The 16,879-nt window shown below is 72.4% G+C and carries 14 protein-coding genes; 9 read left to right on the plus strand and 5 right to left on the minus strand.

The features are described from left to right. The first annotated feature begins 6 nt into the window (after positions 1–6). From FDA94_RS15435 to FDA94_RS15450, 4 genes are all read left to right on the plus strand, one after another. Entirely contained in the window at positions 7–3,783 is a 3,777-nt protein-coding gene (locus FDA94_RS15435) for a type I polyketide synthase (protein WP_137247751.1), read from the plus strand. A gap of 84 nt (positions 3,784–3,867) precedes the next feature. Further along, a complete protein-coding gene (locus FDA94_RS15440; protein ID WP_170990952.1) occupies positions 3,868–4,638 on the plus strand; it encodes a hypothetical protein in 771 nt (256 codons plus the stop codon). Positions 4,639–4,739: 101 nt separating this feature from the next. Next, a complete protein-coding gene (locus FDA94_RS15445; protein WP_137247753.1) occupies positions 4,740–5,249 on the plus strand; it encodes a SigE family RNA polymerase sigma factor in 510 nt (169 codons plus the stop codon). Further along, a complete protein-coding gene (locus FDA94_RS15450) occupies positions 5,246–6,181 on the plus strand; it encodes a hypothetical protein (RefSeq protein WP_137247754.1) in 936 nt (311 codons plus the stop codon). The genes FDA94_RS15445 and FDA94_RS15450 overlap by 4 nt, the downstream gene beginning before the upstream one ends. On the opposite strand, the gene FDA94_RS15455 is transcribed toward FDA94_RS15450, so the two are convergent. Then, on the minus strand, positions 6,168–7,940 hold the full coding sequence (locus FDA94_RS15455; RefSeq protein ID WP_170990953.1) for a hypothetical protein: 1,773 nt from the start codon (positions 7,938–7,940) through the stop codon (positions 6,168–6,170). The genes FDA94_RS15450 and FDA94_RS15455 overlap by 14 nt on opposite strands. A gap of 112 nt (positions 7,941–8,052) precedes the next feature. On the opposite strand from FDA94_RS15455, the gene FDA94_RS15460 reads away from it, so the two are divergent. Both FDA94_RS15460 and FDA94_RS15465 read left to right on the plus strand, forming a co-directional pair. Beyond that, positions 8,053–9,264 (plus strand): cytochrome P450 family protein, encoded by a 1,212-nt coding sequence (locus FDA94_RS15460; protein WP_170990954.1) that lies wholly within the window; start codon positions 8,053–8,055, stop codon positions 9,262–9,264. Further along, positions 9,264–9,467: a ferredoxin gene (locus tag FDA94_RS15465; protein WP_137247757.1), complete on the plus strand. Its 204-nt coding sequence runs from the start codon at positions 9,264–9,266 to the stop codon at positions 9,465–9,467. The genes FDA94_RS15460 and FDA94_RS15465 overlap by 1 nt, the downstream gene beginning before the upstream one ends. Here FDA94_RS15465 and FDA94_RS15470 read toward each other — a convergent pair. Next, positions 9,448–11,349, minus strand: coding sequence for a HelD family protein (locus tag FDA94_RS15470; RefSeq protein WP_246059943.1), 1,902 nt, complete (start codon positions 11,347–11,349; stop codon positions 9,448–9,450). The genes FDA94_RS15465 and FDA94_RS15470 overlap by 20 nt on opposite strands. Before the next feature lie 86 nt (positions 11,350–11,435). Between FDA94_RS15470 and FDA94_RS15475 the strand changes: the two genes are divergently transcribed. From FDA94_RS15475 to FDA94_RS15485, 3 genes are all read left to right on the plus strand, one after another. Then, positions 11,436–12,863, plus strand: coding sequence for a sensor histidine kinase (locus FDA94_RS15475; RefSeq protein WP_137247758.1), 1,428 nt, complete (start codon positions 11,436–11,438; stop codon positions 12,861–12,863). Further along, complete coding sequence (locus FDA94_RS15480) at positions 12,854–13,501, plus strand: response regulator transcription factor (RefSeq protein WP_137247759.1); 648 nt, start codon at positions 12,854–12,856, stop codon at positions 13,499–13,501. The genes FDA94_RS15475 and FDA94_RS15480 overlap by 10 nt, the downstream gene beginning before the upstream one ends. Before the next feature lie 69 nt (positions 13,502–13,570). Then, positions 13,571–14,638: an SMP-30/gluconolactonase/LRE family protein gene (locus FDA94_RS15485; protein ID WP_170990955.1), complete on the plus strand. Its 1,068-nt coding sequence runs from the start codon at positions 13,571–13,573 to the stop codon at positions 14,636–14,638. Here FDA94_RS15485 and FDA94_RS15490 read toward each other — a convergent pair. The 3 genes from FDA94_RS15490 to FDA94_RS15500 form a co-directional block, all read right to left on the minus strand. Further along, the gene (locus FDA94_RS15490; RefSeq protein WP_137247761.1) at positions 14,631–15,365 is read right to left on the minus strand and encodes a kinetochore Spc7 family protein; all 735 of its coding nucleotides are present in this window, start codon (positions 15,363–15,365) and stop codon (positions 14,631–14,633) included. The two genes, FDA94_RS15485 and FDA94_RS15490, sit on opposite strands and share 8 nt — an antisense overlap. Before the next feature lie 71 nt (positions 15,366–15,436). After that, positions 15,437–16,051 carry a hypothetical protein gene (locus FDA94_RS15495; protein WP_170990956.1) on the minus strand — a complete coding sequence of 205 codons (615 nt, stop codon included), beginning with the start codon at positions 16,049–16,051 and terminating at the stop codon, positions 15,437–15,439. An 81-nt stretch (positions 16,052–16,132) separates the two neighbouring features. Beyond that, positions 16,133–16,840, minus strand: a complete 708-nt coding sequence (locus FDA94_RS15500) for a hypothetical protein (protein ID WP_212735336.1) — start codon at positions 16,838–16,840, stop codon at positions 16,133–16,135. Positions 16,841–16,879: the final 39 nt, after the last annotated feature.

Genomic DNA, 16,879 nt, shown 5'->3' on the forward strand with positions numbered 1-16,879 from the left:
ACGCAGATGGTCGAACCAGTCGCGGTGATCGGGATCGGCTGCCGCCTTCCCGGTGACGTCCACTCACCGGACGAGTTCTGGGACCTGCTGTGCGCGGGCCGGAACACGACCCGGCCGCTGCCCGCCGACCGCTGGCGCCGGGACGAGAACCGGAGCCCCGAGAACGCCGCCGCGCTGCGCGACGCCGTGCGTCACGGCAGTTTCCTGGACGACATCGAGGGCTTCGACGCCGAGTTCTTCGGCCTGTCGCCCCGCGAGGCCGAACTCATGGACCCGCAGCAGCGGATCCTGATGGAGACCGCGTGGGAGGCCCTGGAGCACGCCGGCCTGCCGCCCCACGGGCTGCGCGGCACCGACACCGGCGTGTTCGTCGGCGTCTGCACTGGCGACTACGGCGCCCGCCTGCTGGAGGACCTGCCCCAGATCGAGGCGTGGACCGGGATCGGCGCGGCGACCTGCGCCGTCGCCAACCGCATCTCCTACTCCCTGGACCTGCGCGGGCCCAGCATGGCGATCGACACCGCCTGCTCGGCGTCGCTGGTCGCGCTGCACCTGGCCGCCCAGAGCCTGCGGCTCGGCGAGAACGACGTCGCCCTCGCGGGCGGCGTCAACCTGGTGGTCACCCCCGGCCAGACCCTCACGCTCGGCACGGCCGGCGCCCTGGCCCCCGACGGCCGGTCGAAGTCGTTCGACGCCTCGGCCGACGGCTACGGCCGGGGCGAGGGCGTCGGCGTGGTCGTGCTCAAGCGGCTGTCGGACGCCCGGCGCGACGGCGACCGGATCCTCGCGCTGGTCATCGGCAGCGCCGTCAACCAGGACGGGCACACCCAGGGCATCATGGCCCCCTGCGGCGAGGCCCAGGAGCACGTGATGCACCGGGCCTGCAAGCAGGCGGGCGTCGCGCCGTCCACGGTCGACTACGTCGAGGCCCACGGCACCGGCACCCGGCTCGGCGACCCTCTGGAGGCGGGCGCGCTCTCCTCCGTGTACGGAACCGGGCGGCCCCCCGGCGACCCGTGCCTCATCGGCTCGGTCAAGTCGAACATCGGTCATCTCGAAGGCGCGGCCGGCATCACCGGCGTCATCAAGGCGGTGCTCGCCCTGCACCGGGGCTCGATCCCGCCGAACGTGCTGACCAGCCTGAACCCGGCGATCCCGTGGGAGACCTCGGGCCTGCGCGTGGTCACCGAGCAGTCGGCCTGGCCGACCCGCGACCACCCCCGCCGGGCGGGCGTCTCCAGCTTCGGCTACGGCGGCACGGTCGCCCACATCGTGCTCGAACAGGCCCCGCCCGCCCCGGAGACCCCCGAGGCCGAGACCACGGGGGAGCGGCTGTTCCCGCTGTCGGCCGCCTCGGAGAAGGCGCTGCGCCAGTACGCCGGCGCCCTCGCCGGCCACCTCGACAAGGGCGCCGGCCTGGCCTCGGCCGGGCACACGCTGGCGCTGCGCCGCACCCACCTGCCCCGGCGCGCCGTCGTGCTCGGCGCCGACCGCAACGACCTGACGGCCGGGCTGCGCCGGCTCGCCGACGACGTGCCGGCCGAGTCGGTCATCACCGGCGACGTGCTGCCCGACCTCGGCCCCGGGCCGGTCTGGGTGTTCTCCGGCCAGGGCTGCCAGTGGCGCGGGATGGGACGGGAACTGCTCGGCGTGCCGGAGTTCGCGTCCCTGGTCGACGAGGTCGATCCGATCTTCGTCGAGGAGATCGGCTTCTCGCCCCGCCAGGTCCTGACCGACGGCGACCTCGACACCATCGACCGCGTCCAGACCATGATCTTCGTGATGCAGCTCGGCCTGGCCCGGATGTGGACCGCCCACGGCGTCACCCCCACGGCGGTCATCGGCCACTCCGTCGGCGAACTCGCCGCCGCGGTGACCGCCGGCGCGATGAGCGTCGCCGACGGCGCCCGCCTCATCTGCCGCCGCTCCGCGCTGCTGCGCCAGGCCGAGGGCAAGGGCGCCATGGTCATGGTCGACCTGTCGTTCGAGGAGGCCGCCGACCGGCTGGCCGACCGCACCGACCTGGTGGCCGCGATCTCCTCGGCGCCCGGCTCCACCGTGCTGTCGGGCGACGTCGACGCGGTCGAGGAGGTGCTCGACGACTGGCCGGCCGAGGGCATCGTGACCCGGAGGGTCGCCTCCGACGTCGCCTTCCACAGCCCGCAGATGACGCCGCTCGCCGTCGAACTGGCCGCCGGGGTCGGCGACCTGTCGTTCGGCCCGCCGCGCATCCCGATGTACACGACCGCGCTGGCCGACCCCCGCTCGACCCCGGTCCTGGACGGCGCGTACTGGGCGGCCAACCTCCGCGACCCCGTGCGGCTCGCCGCCGCGACCACGGCCGCCGCGCAGGACGGCTACCGCGTGTTCCTGGAGATCTCCCCCCACCCGGTGGTCGCCCACTCGGTGACCGAGACGCTCTCGGAGAACGGCTTCGAAGACGTCTTCGTCGGCACGTCGCTGCGCCGCAACCAGCCGGAGCTGCCGACCTTCCTCGCCTCGGTGGGCACCGCGCACTGCCACGGCGTCGACGTCGACTGGACCCGCCTGCAGCCGTCGGGCGGCCTGGCCGACCTGCCGCCGTACGCCTGGCAGCACCGCCGCCACTGGCGCGAGTCGTACACCGAGACCGACAACCGCGGCCACGACGTGGACTCCTACACCCTGCTCGGCGCCGGGACCTCGATCGCGGGCAGCCGCACCCGGGTCTGGCGGACCAGCGTCCAGGACGCCAACCGCCCCTACCCGGGCAGCCACGCCCTCAACGGCGTCGAGATCGTGCCGGCCGCGGTGCTGGTCAACACGTTCCTGCACGCCGCCGAGGACGAGGACGTCACCCTCACCGACGTGGAGATGATGCACCCGCTGATGACGGCGGAGCGGCGCCAGATCCAGGTCGTCCACGAGCCTCCGGCGGTCCGGCTCGCGGCCCGCACCCCGGCCGCCCCCGACGAGCCCGAACCGGCCTGGCTGGTGCACGTCACCGCGAACGTGGCCGCGCCGGGCCAGGTGAAGCCCGACGTCCTCCCGGACGCCGACGGGCTGACCCCGATGGAGCCGGGCTACGTCCACCAGCGCCTGGCGACGGTCGGCGTCCCGTCGACGGGCTTCGACTGGAGCATCGAGACGCTGCTCGGCGGCGACGGCGCGCTCCGCGCCACGGTCCGCACCGACGGCGTGGACAGCTGGGCCCCGGCGCTCGACGCGGTGATGTCGGTGGCGCCCTGCGTGTTCCCGGGGGATCCGGTGCTGCGCATGGTCGTCCACATCGACGAGATGGTGCTGACCGGCACACCCCCCACGACGGTGATCATCGACGCGGCGGTGGACCCGTCGGCCGAGGACACCGCGCGGGCGGTCATCGCCGACGTCGACGGCAGGGTGGTCGGCCACCTGACGGGCCTGCGCTACCCGGTGATCGACGCGCCCCTCCAGGCCGAGGAGGACCTCGGCGGCCCGGCGGAGTCGTTCGCCGGGGTGGCGCCCGAGGACCTGCGCGGACGCGTCCTGCCGGAGATCCGGGCCGAGATCGCGACCGTGATGCGACTGGGGCCGGAGGACCTGTCGATCCGGCGCCCGCTGGTCGAGCAGGGGCTCGACTCGGTGATGACCATCATGGTCCGCCGGCGGCTGGAGAAGCGCTTCGGCTGCCGCCTCCCCACGACGCTGCTGTGGCAGCAGCCGACCATCTCCGCCATCGCGGACCGGTTGGTGGAGCTCCTGCTGGCGGCCGTACCGGAGCCGGAGAAGGCCCCCGAGATCGCGCCCGCCTTCGGAGGCTGAGAGAAGCGGCCCGGGGGAGCGACCCCCGGGCCGTCCTCCTCTGCGGTTGCCCCGAACCCGGCCGGGCGCGACCATATGGGGCTCATGAGGCTTTCCTTGATCACCGGCTTACTCGTGGCGCTGATGGCCACGGTTGTGCCCGGCCCCGCGTACGCCGACCCGGTCGACCATCCCATGCTGTCCGGCAACGATCTCTACGACAGCGGCGTGATCCCCCGCTCCACCTGCCCCGAGAGGCCCATCGGCCGGCGGAACGACGCCGCGCTCGCCAAGAGGTACGTCACCACCGTGGTGAGCTGCCTGAACCGGGTCTGGTCGGCCCAGTTCGCCAAGGCGGGGCTGAAGTTCCGGAAGCCCGAAGTGGCCTTGCTGACCAAGAACCCGAAGCGGTCGTGCGGGCTGCCCTGGCACAAGTACCAGTTCCTGCAGTACTGCGCCGACGATGTGAAGATCGTCGTCGTGCTCGACTGGAAGCTGCTCAGAAAGGACCCCGACGACCTCTACATCTTCACGATGATGTCCAACTTGTACGCCTGGCACATCAACTGGATCGTCGGCATCGAGCCGGCCCTCCTCGACGAGCAGGAGCCGATCCCCGACGTCGAGATCACGCGGCGCAACTCCCTCCAGGAGTACTGCCTGTCCGGGGCGTTCATCGGCAGCGTCTACCGGTCGATGCGCCATCGGGACGCGGCCGACTGGAAGGACGTCCTGCGGCAGCTGGGACGGCTGGAGGCCGGCGCCTACACCGGAACCGGGAAGAACATCGCGTACTGGATGAACCGCGGTTTCACCACCCGCGACGTCGGGACCTGCGCGGAGGCCTGGACCGCGCCCGCGTCGAAGGTGGCCTGACCGACCGCAGTCCGCGACGTCCGGCGAAAGCACGGAAAGCCATGCAACCTCGGCCCGCTTCGGCGCATTAGATCGATGACACGATGCGCGGAAGGAGGCGAATGGCGAGATCGTCCGCGTACGACGACGAGTTCACCGAGTACGTGTCCGCACGGTCGGCGTGGCTGCGTCAGGTCGCGTTCCTCCTGTGCGGTGACTGGCACGCCGCCGACGAACTGCTCCAGGTCGCCGTCACCCGGCTCTACCTGAACTGGTCGCGGGTGCGTGCGGTCGAGAACTCCGACGGCTACGCGCGTACGGTGCTGGTCAACGCCTACCTGGCCGAACGCCGATCGTCGTGGGTCCGCCGGGTGATCCCCTTCGGCGGATACGAGGAGCGGCCCGCCGCCGACGGCGATCTCGACGGTGTGCTCGATCTGCGCCGGGCGCTGGTGAGCCTGCCGCCGCGCCAGCGGGCCGTCCTGGTGCTGCGGTACTACTGCGACCTGTCGGTCGAGGAGACCGCCTTCACCTTGAGGTGCTCGCAGGGCAATGTGAAGAGCCAGACCGCCCGGGGGATCGACCGGTTGCGCCGCATGCTCCATCCCCACGCGGAGGAGGTCTCGTCATGACGCTGGACGCCGATGAACTCGCCGCGGGCCTGCGGCAACTGGCCCGGTCGGAGGCGCCGCCGACGCGGCTGGACGTGGCGGCCGTGCGGGCGACGGCGCGACGCCGGCTGCGGCGTCGCAGGGCCGTACAGGTGGTCGGCGGGCTGCTGGTCTGCGGGGTGCTGCTCGGTGGCGTGGCGGTCGTCAACGGCGGCGATGACGTCACGGTCGCGGTCGCCTCGGTCTCCCAGGGCGGCGATCCCCTCGTGGCCCATGCCGCCTTCGGCTGGTTGCCCGACTCGGTGATCGGCGTCAGCCACGTCGTCGGCGCGCACGGCGACCAGGTGATGGCGCGGGCGGGCGGTGACTTCGGCATGCGCCTGTGGCTTCGCATGTACGAGGCCGCTGACGACCCGCCGATCGAGGACGGACGGACCGCGCTGCCCGCTCCCGAGGTGAACGGACTGCGTGCGTACTGGATCACCGAAGATCCGCGTGACCCGCTCAACGGGGGCGACGCCTTCGTGCGCTGGCAGGTGCCCGGTGGCCGGTGGGCCGAACTGCACGGCTACTACATGAAGGAGGCCGATCCGGGGGCGGTCCTCCTGCGCATCGCGGCGGACGTCACGATCGGCACCCGGCCCGTGCCGCTGCCCCTGCGCATCGACGGGCTGCCGGCCGATCTCGACGTCACCGAAGTGCACTTCTGGCGTCCGGGGTTCACCGACGACACGAACTGGGAGCTGGCGATGTTCTACGCCGGCCCGGACGGCACGTCCGTCACCATCCAGGTCAGCCCGCTGAAGATGCCCGGAGGCCACTGCCGCTCCGCCGCCGGGCTGCACGTCTGCGTGGACGCCAAGGGCCACGCCCCGGACGAGCTCCTCCGGCGGATCACCCTGCTCGGCACCGACGAGCGCCGCTGGACCACGCGGGTCGTCACCTCAGCTTGAGCCTCTTCTTCGAGGTGCCCGGGAACACGACGACCAGGTGTTGCTCTTCTCCGGCCCGGACCCGCACGTACACGCGAAGCCGGTAGCGGCCCTCGCCCTCGATCGCCAGGTTCGGGATCGGGGCGCCCGCGCCGACTCCGTCGTAGCTCATCTCCGGCACGGTCAGCTGGCCGGTGCGGCTGACGATCGGGACCTCGGCGACGTGATCCCACCCCGCCGTGCGCTTCGGCGGCGGGGTGCGGAAGGCCTTCACCGTGAGGCAGAGGTCGATGACGTCCGCGACGTGGCCGATGAGGGCCGCGCTGCCGTCGGCCGCGACGATGGCGTCGTCGGACGCGAACAGTTCGTCCATCGCCTCCTCCATCGTGGGACCGGGGGTCTCGTCGTCGGGGTCGTAGACCATGTAGCCGGGGTCGCCGTCGGCGAACAGGAAGTACTTGACCGAGGCCTGGACGACGCCCTTCGTCCGGGGCCACGGGTCGCGGCACCGGGCGTTCTCCTCGGCTAGCCAGGCGGCGTCCGCGGCCTCCGTCTCCTCGGCGGTCAGCAGGAGGTCGGGTTGGGACTTGCCGACGATCTCCGGGCAGACGTAGACGAGGTGCGACGGGTCGGCGCCCCCGGCGGGCTGTTCGCTTCCGGCCCTCGTCAGGATCGCCTCCTGCTCGTCGCGGTCGCGGGCGTGGCAGAGGGCCCGCCCGTACGCGAGGACGCCCTGGTCCGACAGGGTGTCGGGGAACAGTGGCGGGCCGCCCTCGACGCTGCGCGCCCGGCACAGGAACGCGGCCTCGCGTTCGGCGGGGTTCAGGTCGCCGAAGCCGCGTCCGTCGTAGCAGTCCGTCGACCAGCCGCTGAAGGTGAGGTGCGGGGTCTGCTCCGGGTGGACCAGCGCCATGAGCGGTACGACGGCCACGATCGCCGTCGCGGCGCGGGTCAGGCGCCGCCGCGCGGGTGAGGGTCGCATCGGACGGCGGTCGGCGGGCATCTCGCGGGCGGTCGCCGCGATCCACACGAGGCTGACGAACTCCGCCGCGTCCATCAGGACCGTCACCGGCAGCGGAGGGCCGGGGATCCGGCCGCCGGTGAGGAGGTAGAGGGCGAACGACAGCGCCTGGACGCCCAGCGACGACCAACCGGCGACCAGGGTGCCGCCGCTCCATCGGCCGTCGCGCCGCTGCCCCGCGAGCGTGACGACGGTCACCCCCGCACCGGCCGCGAACCAGACCAGGTCGACGTAACCGCGCGGTCCGAGCTCCGGCAGGTCGAGTTCGTCGAGCACCTCGTTGGCGAGCCCGATCAGTTCGACCGTGAACAGCACTCCGGCCGTCGCGCGCAACAGGCGCGACCGCCAGCGGATGACGAGCAGGAACAGGACGTCGACCGCCGTCCACAGCACGAGCAGGAACACCGCCACGACCGCGTCGGGGAGCAGGCCCATGGGGAGCCACCCCACGAGGCCGTACGCCACCACCGCGTACAGCAGCAGGCGCAGCGCCTTCTCCCGGCGGGTCACCGGTCCCCGCATCGGGGGCCGCAGGATCGACCACACGAAGGCGGCCTTCAGCACGGCGGCCCCGAGCAGCGCGACGATCGTCGCGACGTCGAACTCGTCGACCCCGTAGAACTCGAGGAAGGGCGGCGGCGACCACTGGACGGCCGTCCAGAGCCATGCATCGCCGAACACCAGGCCCGCGACCGCCGCCGCGAGGAGCAGACCGACGACGCCGATCCTGACCATCCGCCATAACCCATCCGAGGACATGGGACGTGATCTTAGACAGGGGCTCCGACAACGCCGCGCGGTCGGCGGCGTTCTCGCGGCGAATTTTGAAATGTACGATGCGGGCGACCTGATCAACGTAAAAGGAAACCGCATGTCGAATACGGTCGTCCCATTCGAGTTGTTCAGTCCCGACTATTTCCGTGACCCTTATTCGGCGCTCGACTGGCTCCGGGAGAACTCACCCGTCCACCGATACGTCTTCCCGGTCGGAAACGTCCCCATGTGGGTCGTGACCAGGTATGACGACGCCGTGACCATCCTCGGCGACCCCCGGTTCAGCACCGCCGAGTGGCGCGGCAGCCCCGAATTCCAGGCCTCGGGCCTTTCCGTCAGCGCGGGCACCGTCCTTTCGCAGACGATTCCCGGGCTCGACCCGCCCCAGCACACCAAAGTACGCCGCTGCGCCATGAGCGCGTTCACGCCGCGAAGCGTCGACCGGTGGCGGGAGGACATCCGGACGATCGTCGACGACACCATCAAGGACTGGGCGCCGGGCCAGGAGAGGGAGCTGGTCGCGGAGTTCGCGGCGCTGATCCCCTCCCGGGTCGTCTCGACGCGGCTCGGGTTCACGCTGGAGCGCCGGGAGCAGCTCGCGGGCGACGTCGACCTGCTCATCTCCACCGACCCGGCCGACTTCCCGCGCATCCCCGGCGCGCGGGAGCGCATCATCGCCTACGGGCGCGAGCTCGTCGCGCTGAAGCGCGCTGAGCCGGGCGACGATCTCACCTCCGCGTTCATCCGGGCCGCCGACGAGGAGGGGCGGATCACCCAGGACGAGCTCGACGCGCTGGTCATCATCATGATCATCGCGGGGGTCGGGACGACCAAGATGTTCCTCACCAACGCCGTGCTCGCGCTGTTCGACCATCCCGGGCAGCTCAAGCTGGTCGCCGACGACCCCGGGATCCTGGCGGGGACCGGCGTCGAGGAGCTGCTCCGGTACGAGTCCCCGGTGGCCTCCACGCCCTGGCGGTTCCCGACCGAGGACATCCGGATCCGCGACCAGGTGATCGCCGCGGGCGAGCCGGTCATGGTCATGGTCGCGGCGGCCAACCGCGACCCCGCCGTCTTCGACGACCCCCACCGGCTCGACCTCACCCGGACGGGGGCGCGGCATCTCGGGCTCGGCCACGGCATCCACAACTGCCTCGGCGCGGCGGCGGCCCGGCTCATCAGCGAGATGACCCTCGCCACCCTCGTCGGGCGGTTCCCCGGGCTGCGGCTGGCGATCCCGCGCGAGGAGGTCCGCCGCCACGAGGTCTGGGCGCTGAACGACTACCGCGCCCTGCCGGTGATCCTCTGATGGGGCGGCGTCTGGAGGTCGACCGGGCGCTGTGCTTCGGCACGGGGCTCTGCGCCGCCACCGCCCCCGGGCTGTTCACCCTCGGGGCCGACCACGTCGCCGCCGCGCGGACGGGGGAGCTCACCGATCCGGCCGAGATCGCCCTGGCGGAGGAGGTGGCGGAGTGCTGTCCGCGCGAGGCGATCAGCCTGCGGCCGGAGTGACGACGAACAGGCGGCGGGTGGCGCGGGTGAGGGCGACGTACAGGTCTCTGGGGCCCGACTCGCGGTAGGCCTCGATCGCGGCCGGGTCGACGACGACCACGGTGTCGAACTCCAGCCCCCGGGCGTCGGGAGCGGCGACGACGATCGCGCCGCTCCCTTCCAGGGCCTCCGTCATACCGGGAGGGGCGATGACGCCGACGAGGCCGTTGTCCTCGTCGGCGGCCAGGGCCCGGACGGTGTCGGGGCCTCCCGTCAGGGTGCGCGGGGGTTCGCCGTGGCGGACCGACCGCGACGGCCCCTGGCCCGGGGCGATGCGGGCCAGCAGCGGGGTCGCGTGGCCGAGGATCTCGGCCGTGGTGCGGTAGTTGACCGTGAGCGTGTGGTGGACGAACCGGTCGCCGACGGCCTCGGGCCACGAGCGGACCGTGGTGGCCGAGCCCGACTGGGCGAAGTCGCCCACGACCGTCATCGAGCGGGACGGGCAACGGCGCAGCAGCATCCGCCACTCCATCTCGGTGAGCTCCTGGGCCTCGTCCACGACGATGTGGCCGTACACCTCCTCGGGCGGGCCGTCGATCAGCGCGCGGGCCTCGTCGAGCAGCGCGAGGTCGGCGCGGGTGCGGACGGTGCGGCCGAGCGCGTCCTCGGGGCGCAGCCGGGGCCACACCGCCTCGGTCGCCTGGTCGACGGCGGGGTCGTCGAGGAGCTGCTCGCGGACCGCGTCCCAGTCGAACTCGGGCTCCGCCGCCGGGCTGTCGTCCAGGCCCAGGGACCTGAGATCGCCGGCCACCGCGTCGTCGAGGTCGACGCCGAGCATGGACGCGACCTCGGCGTCGAGCCGGGCCAGCGCGTCGGCGGTGCGCCGCTCCAGCAGGTCGACCAGGGCGTCGACCACGTGCTCGCGGAACCTCTCGCGGGCGGGGTTGTGGGCCAGCCCCTCGCGGGTGGCGAGGCGGTGGGCCGCGTCGACCTCGGCCGGGGTCAGGACCAGCGTCTCCTGGCCGACCTTGACCTCCAGCGGGACGCCGCGCGGCTGCCGGGCGCGCACCCAGGCGGCCAGCGAGGCGGCCGTGCCCGCGACCCCCTTGGCCCGCGCCGCCTCCTCGGGTTCGGCGGCGGTCGGGGCGACGCCCACGAGGTCGGCCAGCGTGGCCATCCGGACGTCGTTCTCGCCCAGCGACGGCAGCACGTCGGAGATGTAGTCGAGGAACCGGCTGTTGGGGCCGTACACGAGGACCCCGCGCCCGGCGAGGGCGGGGAAGGCGTAGAGCACATAGGCCGCGCGATGCAGCGCGACCAGGGTCTTGCCGGTGCCGGGGCCGCCGTCCACGACGGTGACGCCCCGGTGCGGGGAGCGGACGATCGCGTCCTGCTCGGCCTGCAGCGTCGAGACGGCCTCGCGCATCCGCCCGGTCCTGGCCCGGCTGAGCGCGGCCGCGAGCGGGCCGTCGCCGACCACGTCGTCGGGGGTGGGGGCCGAGCCGTCGAGGATCTCGTCGCTGACGTCCACGACCCTGCGGTTCTGCAGCCGCAGGTGGCGGCGCCGGCGCAGGCCCAGCGGGGTCGCGGGAGTGGCGGCGTAGAAGGGGCGGGCGGCGTCGGCGCGCCAGTCGACCAGGACGACCTCGCCGTCCGGGGAGCGCAGGCCGACGCGGCCGATGTGCAGAAAGTCCCCGGCGGGGGTGTCGATGCGGCCGAAGCACAGCGAGCGTTCGGCGGCCCGGAGTTCGCCGAGCCTGCGGGTGAGCCTGGACAGCTCGACGTCGCGGGTGTGCAGGTCGTCGGACGTGGTCAGCGCGCGGTCGCGGGCGGCCAGCGTGTCGGAGACGGCGGCGTCGAGGCGGTCGTACAGGCCGTCAACGATCTGCTGTTCGGTTTCCACCCGCCCAAGTATGGAGACGAGGGATACGGAAAGTAAGGCTTGACTTACTTTGTGATGTCCATCGAGATGGCTTCTAGACTCCCCGTGTGGGCGAATTACTCGTCGGGGCCGGCTACCTCGTCGCCGGGATCGTGGGATGGGTCGTCCAGCCGCGCCATCGCGTGGGGCCCCTGCTCCTGTGCGTCGGGTCGCTCTGGCTGCTCGCCAAGCTGGGGCCCGTGGTGCCGGTGGTCGGCGGTGCGTGGGCGGCCGTGCTGGGGCACTGGCTGATCACGTTCCCGACCGGGCGGGCCGGGACCACCGCGCAGCGGGCCGGGGTCGGCGTCGTCTATGGGGCCCTGGTCGTCGCGGCGTTCGCGCCGCTCGCGGGGCTGGCGGTCGGCGGGGCGGCGGTCGTCGCGGTGCAGGTCCTCCGATGGCGGGGGAGCGCGGCGGCGCGGCGGCGGGTGTTCAACCCGGTCACGCTGGCGGGTCTGGTGGCGGTCGTGGTGGTGCTGGCGCTGAAGCCCGTGGCGGACGTCCCCCTGGCCACCGGTCTGTCGCAGGCGGCGCTCGCGCTCGTGCCCGCCGGGTATCTGGCCGGGCTGCTCCATCGCCGGATGCGGCGGGGCGCGGTGGCCGACCTCGTGGTGCGGCTGGGCGACGTCCCGGCCGGCGGGATCGAGGCCGAGCTCGCGGCGACGCTGCGCGATCCGACGCTCCGGGTCGGCTACTGGGCCGCCGGCCGCTACGTCGACCTCGGCGGGCGGGTCGTCGACGTCCCCGAAGGCGGGGCCACGCGGGTCGACCGAGCGGGGGAGCGGCTGGCGGTACTCGTCCACGACCCCGTGCTCTTCGAGGAGCCCGAGCTGATCGAGGCCGCCTGCGCGGCGGCCGGGCTGGCGCTGTGGAACGAGAGGCTCGCCGCCGACCTGCGCCTGCGCATCAGGCAGGCCGGTGAGGCGACCGAGGCCGAGCGGCGGCGCATCGAGCGCGACCTGCACGACGGCGTGCAGCAGCGGCTGCTGTCGATCCCGATGACGCTCTCGCTGGCCGAGGCGTCCCGCGATCCCGTGCCGCTGATCAGGGAGGCCCGGCACGCCCTGCTCGCGGTGCTCGGCGACCTGCGGGCGCTGACCCAGGGCATTCACCCGCCGGTGCTCACCGAACGGGGGCTCGCCGGGGCGGTCGGGGAGCTGGCCGCGCTGTCGCCCGTGCCCGTGCGGGTCACCGCCCGCGTCGGCGACCTGCCGCCGGAGGTGGAGACCGTCGCCTACTACGTCGTCGCCGAAGGGCTGGCCAACGTGACCAAACACGCCGGGGCGACCGAGGCGGTCGTGCGCGTCGTGGCCGCCGACGGGCTGCTGTCGGTCGAGATCCGCGACGACGGCGTCGGCGGGGCCGACGCCGCGCGCGGCACCGGGCTCCGCGGCCTGGCCGACCGGGTCGCCGTCTGCGGCGGCACCTTCCACGTGGACGACCACGTGGACGACCGCGCGGGCACCGTCGTCAGGGCGGTGCTGCCGTGCGGGTAGCCATCGCCGAAGACAGCGCGCTGCTGCGTGAGGGCCTGGTCAGGCTGCTCGCCGAGACCGGCTTCACCGTCGTCGCGGCCGTCGAGGACGCCGCCGCGCTCCTCAGGGCCGTCGACGACCACTGCCCCGACGTCGCGATCGTCGACATCCGCCTGCCGCCGACCCGCACCGACGAAGGGCTGCGGGCGGCGGGGCGGATCCGGCGGCTCCACCCCGGTACGGGGGTGCTCGTCCTGTCCCAGTACGTCCGCCTCACCTACACGGTCGAACTGCTCGACGGCGGCGCCCAGGGCGTGGGCTACCTGCTGAAAGACCGGGTGACCGACCTGGCCGAACTGGCCGCCGCGGTGCGGAGCGTCGGAAACGGCGGGGCGGCGTTCGACCCCGTCGTCATCGACCAGCTCGTCGGCCGTCGAGAGAGACCCGACGACCCGCTCAACGGGCTCAGCGAACGCGAACGGGCCGTGCTGTCGCTGATGGCGGAGGGCCGCACCAACCAGGCCATCGCGACCCGGCTCGGCATCGCCGAACGGACCGTGGAGAAGCACTGCTCGGGCATCTTCACCAAGCTCGCCCTCCCCGCCCATCCCGACGACCACCGGCGGGTCCTGGCGGTGCTGCGCTACCTGAACGGGTGAGGCCGGCCGCACCACGGGTGCGTGCGGGCACGCTTCCGCGCCGGTGACCCCCGCCCGAGACTCGGCGGCGTGAACCTCAAGAGAGCAGCCGTCATCGGGCTGGGCGCGGCGGCGCTGCTGGCCGGCGCGTTCGTCGTGTTCCTCCGCCCGCCCGTCGACCCCTTCGACCCGATCGCCTGGGACCCCGGGCCGCCGTCGGAGATCGCGCATGTCACGCCCGCCGCCGGGGTCTCCTCGCTCGCCGCGCTGCCCGGCCCGGAGGACGTGGCCGTCGACTCCGCCGGGCGGATCCACACCGGTCTGCTCGACGGGCGGATCGTGCGTCTCCGGCCGGGAGGCTGGCCGGAACCCTTCGCCGAGGTCGGCGGGCGTCCCCTGGGGCTGGTGTTCGACGCGCGCGGCCACCTGCTGGTCGCCAACCACGGCGTCGGCCTCCAGTCCGTCGCCCCCGACGGCACCGTCACCCTGCTCACCGACACCGCCGGCGGCGAGCCGATCAGGTTCGCCAACGACCTCGCCGTCGCCGCCGACGGGACGGTCTACTTCTCCGACTCCAACAGCAGGCTGAACAACTCGACCCTGGATGGCTCCGCCTTCTCCGTGTACGACTTCCTGGAGGGCCGCCCCCGAGGCCGGCTCCTCCGCTACGACCCCGCGGCGAAGACGACGACCGTGCTGGCCGAAGGCCTGTACTTCCCCAACGGCGTCGTCGTCACCGACGACCAGCGGGCGCTGCTCGTGGTCGAGTCGACCCGCTACCGCGTCACCAGGTACTCACTGGCCGACGGGACGACCACGACCTTCCTCGACCGCGTCCCCGGCATCGGCGACGGCTTCACCCGGCTCCCCGACGGCCGCCTGCTCCTCGGCGTCTACGACCGGGTGCCCCTCCTCGACGAGCGGATCCTGCCGAACGTCTGGACCCGGTGGCTGGCCGCCCGCCTCCCCGCCGCCCTCCTGGCCGACGAGGACGACCCGATCGCCGGCTCGATCCTGGTGATCGCCCCCGACGGCCGGATCGAGCGACGCCTGTCGGGCATCGACCCCGCCCCCGCCAACGTGGTGCCCCACGGGAAGGGCTGGCTGCTGGGCTCCCTCCAGGGCGGGGAACTGCGGACCATGCCGGCCGTCAGCTAGTGCGCACCAGGCGGAGGAAGGCCTTCAGGCCGGTGATGAGCTCCTGGTTGTCGCTCAGCCCGTCGACCGTCTCGTCGAAGCGCCGCGTCATCAGGGTGATCTTCCGGTTCAGGTCGTGGTCGGCGTCCTCCAGCACCGACCGCGCCGCCGCCAGCTCGTCGCGGACCCGCCGGAGGTCCTCGGTCAGCGTCTCGATCGACGCCTCCAGGGCGGTCCGGGCCTCCACCAGGTCCTTCACGTCGGTACGCAGCGTCGCCACGTCCTGCCGCGGATAGTGCAGCTCCTCCATCAGCGTCCCGACCCGGTCCTTCAGATGGGCCAGGTAGGCGCCCGTGGGCCGGAACAGGGTCGCCAGCAGGTAGAAGCCGGCGAAGTAGTAGCCCACGTACTCCCCGGAGAAGTACGTGACCGTCGCGATCACCGCCGCCGAGACCACATGCCCGAGCACCGCCAGCCGCAGCATCCGCTTCGCGATGCCCCGGGCCTCGTCCTCACGGGCCTGGGGCACCTCGATGCCCCGCTCCCGCGACAGCGCGGTCTCGTGGACGACCCGGCGGGCCGAGAAGTACAGGTTCCACGGCACGGTCAGCAGGATGAGCAGCCAGATCAGGCTGACCGCGCCGACGCCGATCGCCAGGACGGTGCTGGGGGCCACGCCGGTCGAGAAGGTCAGCCAGGCGGCGAATATCGCGAAAGTCAGAGAAACCAGGAAAATCCACCATTTCATGCCCCAAAGGATCTTCCATGGGCGCGCTCCCCAGCACCGTTTTCGTACTCAGACTGAGTGGGGAATCAGTACTAGTTCCGTCGCAGAACCCAGACACCATCGGCGTCCACGGTCACGAGGCGGGTGCCCTGGGTCAGCAGGACCTTGCCCCGGTATTTGCCGATCTTGTTGATCAGCAGGTCGGGGTAGTCGGTGAGGCTTTGGAAGCCGTACACGATGAAGTTCGACGTGCCGTTGTGGGTGGCGTTCATGGTCCGCAGGCCCCTGGTAGGGGTGAGCTTGAGTACCTGGGATCCCTCGCCGCGGATCGTCGCGGAGCACCAGCAGCGGGCCTTGCTCACAGGCTTGAACGTGGCGGTCCAGGGGCCGTCGGCCTGGATCTGGAGGCCGGCGGTGCCGGGGGCGGCGAAGCTGTTGGAGCCGTTGTAGAGGACCGTGCCGGACCAGTCGCCGATCTCGTTGACGAGCAGGTCGCTCTTCTTCCCCTTGGGGTTGATCGTGTGGACGATGAAGTTCGACTCCCCTGTGTGGTCGAACGTGATCAGGCCGGGAGTCTTGGTCGCCTTGATGCGGATGACGTCGTCACCTTCGCCCCGGAACGTCTTGTCGGCGTGTGCCGGGAGCGCGGCGACTCCCACGAGCGAGGTCGCGGTCAAGAGGAAGACAGTCAGTAATCGGCGGAACACCACATCTCCTTCGTTTCTGGTGATACGTCGGTGAACTATCGGTGCCCGCGTTTGAAACGTTCCACAATCCGGCGATCTTGACTAACCGGACCAGGGGATCCCGTCGTCCCACATCCGCTCTGCCTCGGCGGCGAAGCGGTGGAACCAGACGCCGTCGCGTGGCTCCAGAGCGAGGATCGGCCCGCTCTCGCCGGTCGGCCGGTGCTCGAACCGCTGCGCGCAGATGTACTGGCCGTCGACGACCTGGAGACCCACCGAGGGGACGAACCGGGTGAGCCGGATCTCCAGGTTCCCCCCGGTGAGTGAGCGCAGATGGTCGAGTTCGGCCAGGACGCCCCGGATGCGCCCGGCCAGCAGCGCCGGATCGGAGCCGCTGTAGCCGATCAGGGCCGCCGCCGCGATGACCGACTCATCGTCAGGGTCGACCATCATCACCCGGATGCGCGCCCCGCTCTCCAGCAGCGCCTTCAGGTCGGCGCGCATCGTGTTGGCCGTCCGGGCCATCGACCGCCCGATGAACAGGTAGTCACGGGCCCGCGCGCGGCGGGCGGCCAGGTCGGGCGGGAAGTCCTCCCGGAGGGCCGACCGGTCGGCGACGAGCTGGGCCACCTGGCGGCGCGACTTGATCTGCGAGAAGGCCAGCAGCGCCAGCAGCGCGAGGGTGGCCGAGATCAGCACCGAGGTCTCCGCCAGCCCGACCACGCCGAGCACGGTGAACACCAGTGCGACCAGGCCCAGCACGTAGAGGTCGAAGTTGTCGTCGCGGACGAGGTCGGCCAGGCGCTTCATGGACCCCATCCTTCCGGGGCAAGCGGCGGCCGGGCGGGC

It is taken from the genome of Herbidospora galbida (assembly GCF_005233835.1).
Classification (GTDB): domain Bacteria; phylum Actinomycetota; class Actinomycetes; order Streptosporangiales; family Streptosporangiaceae; genus Herbidospora; species Herbidospora galbida.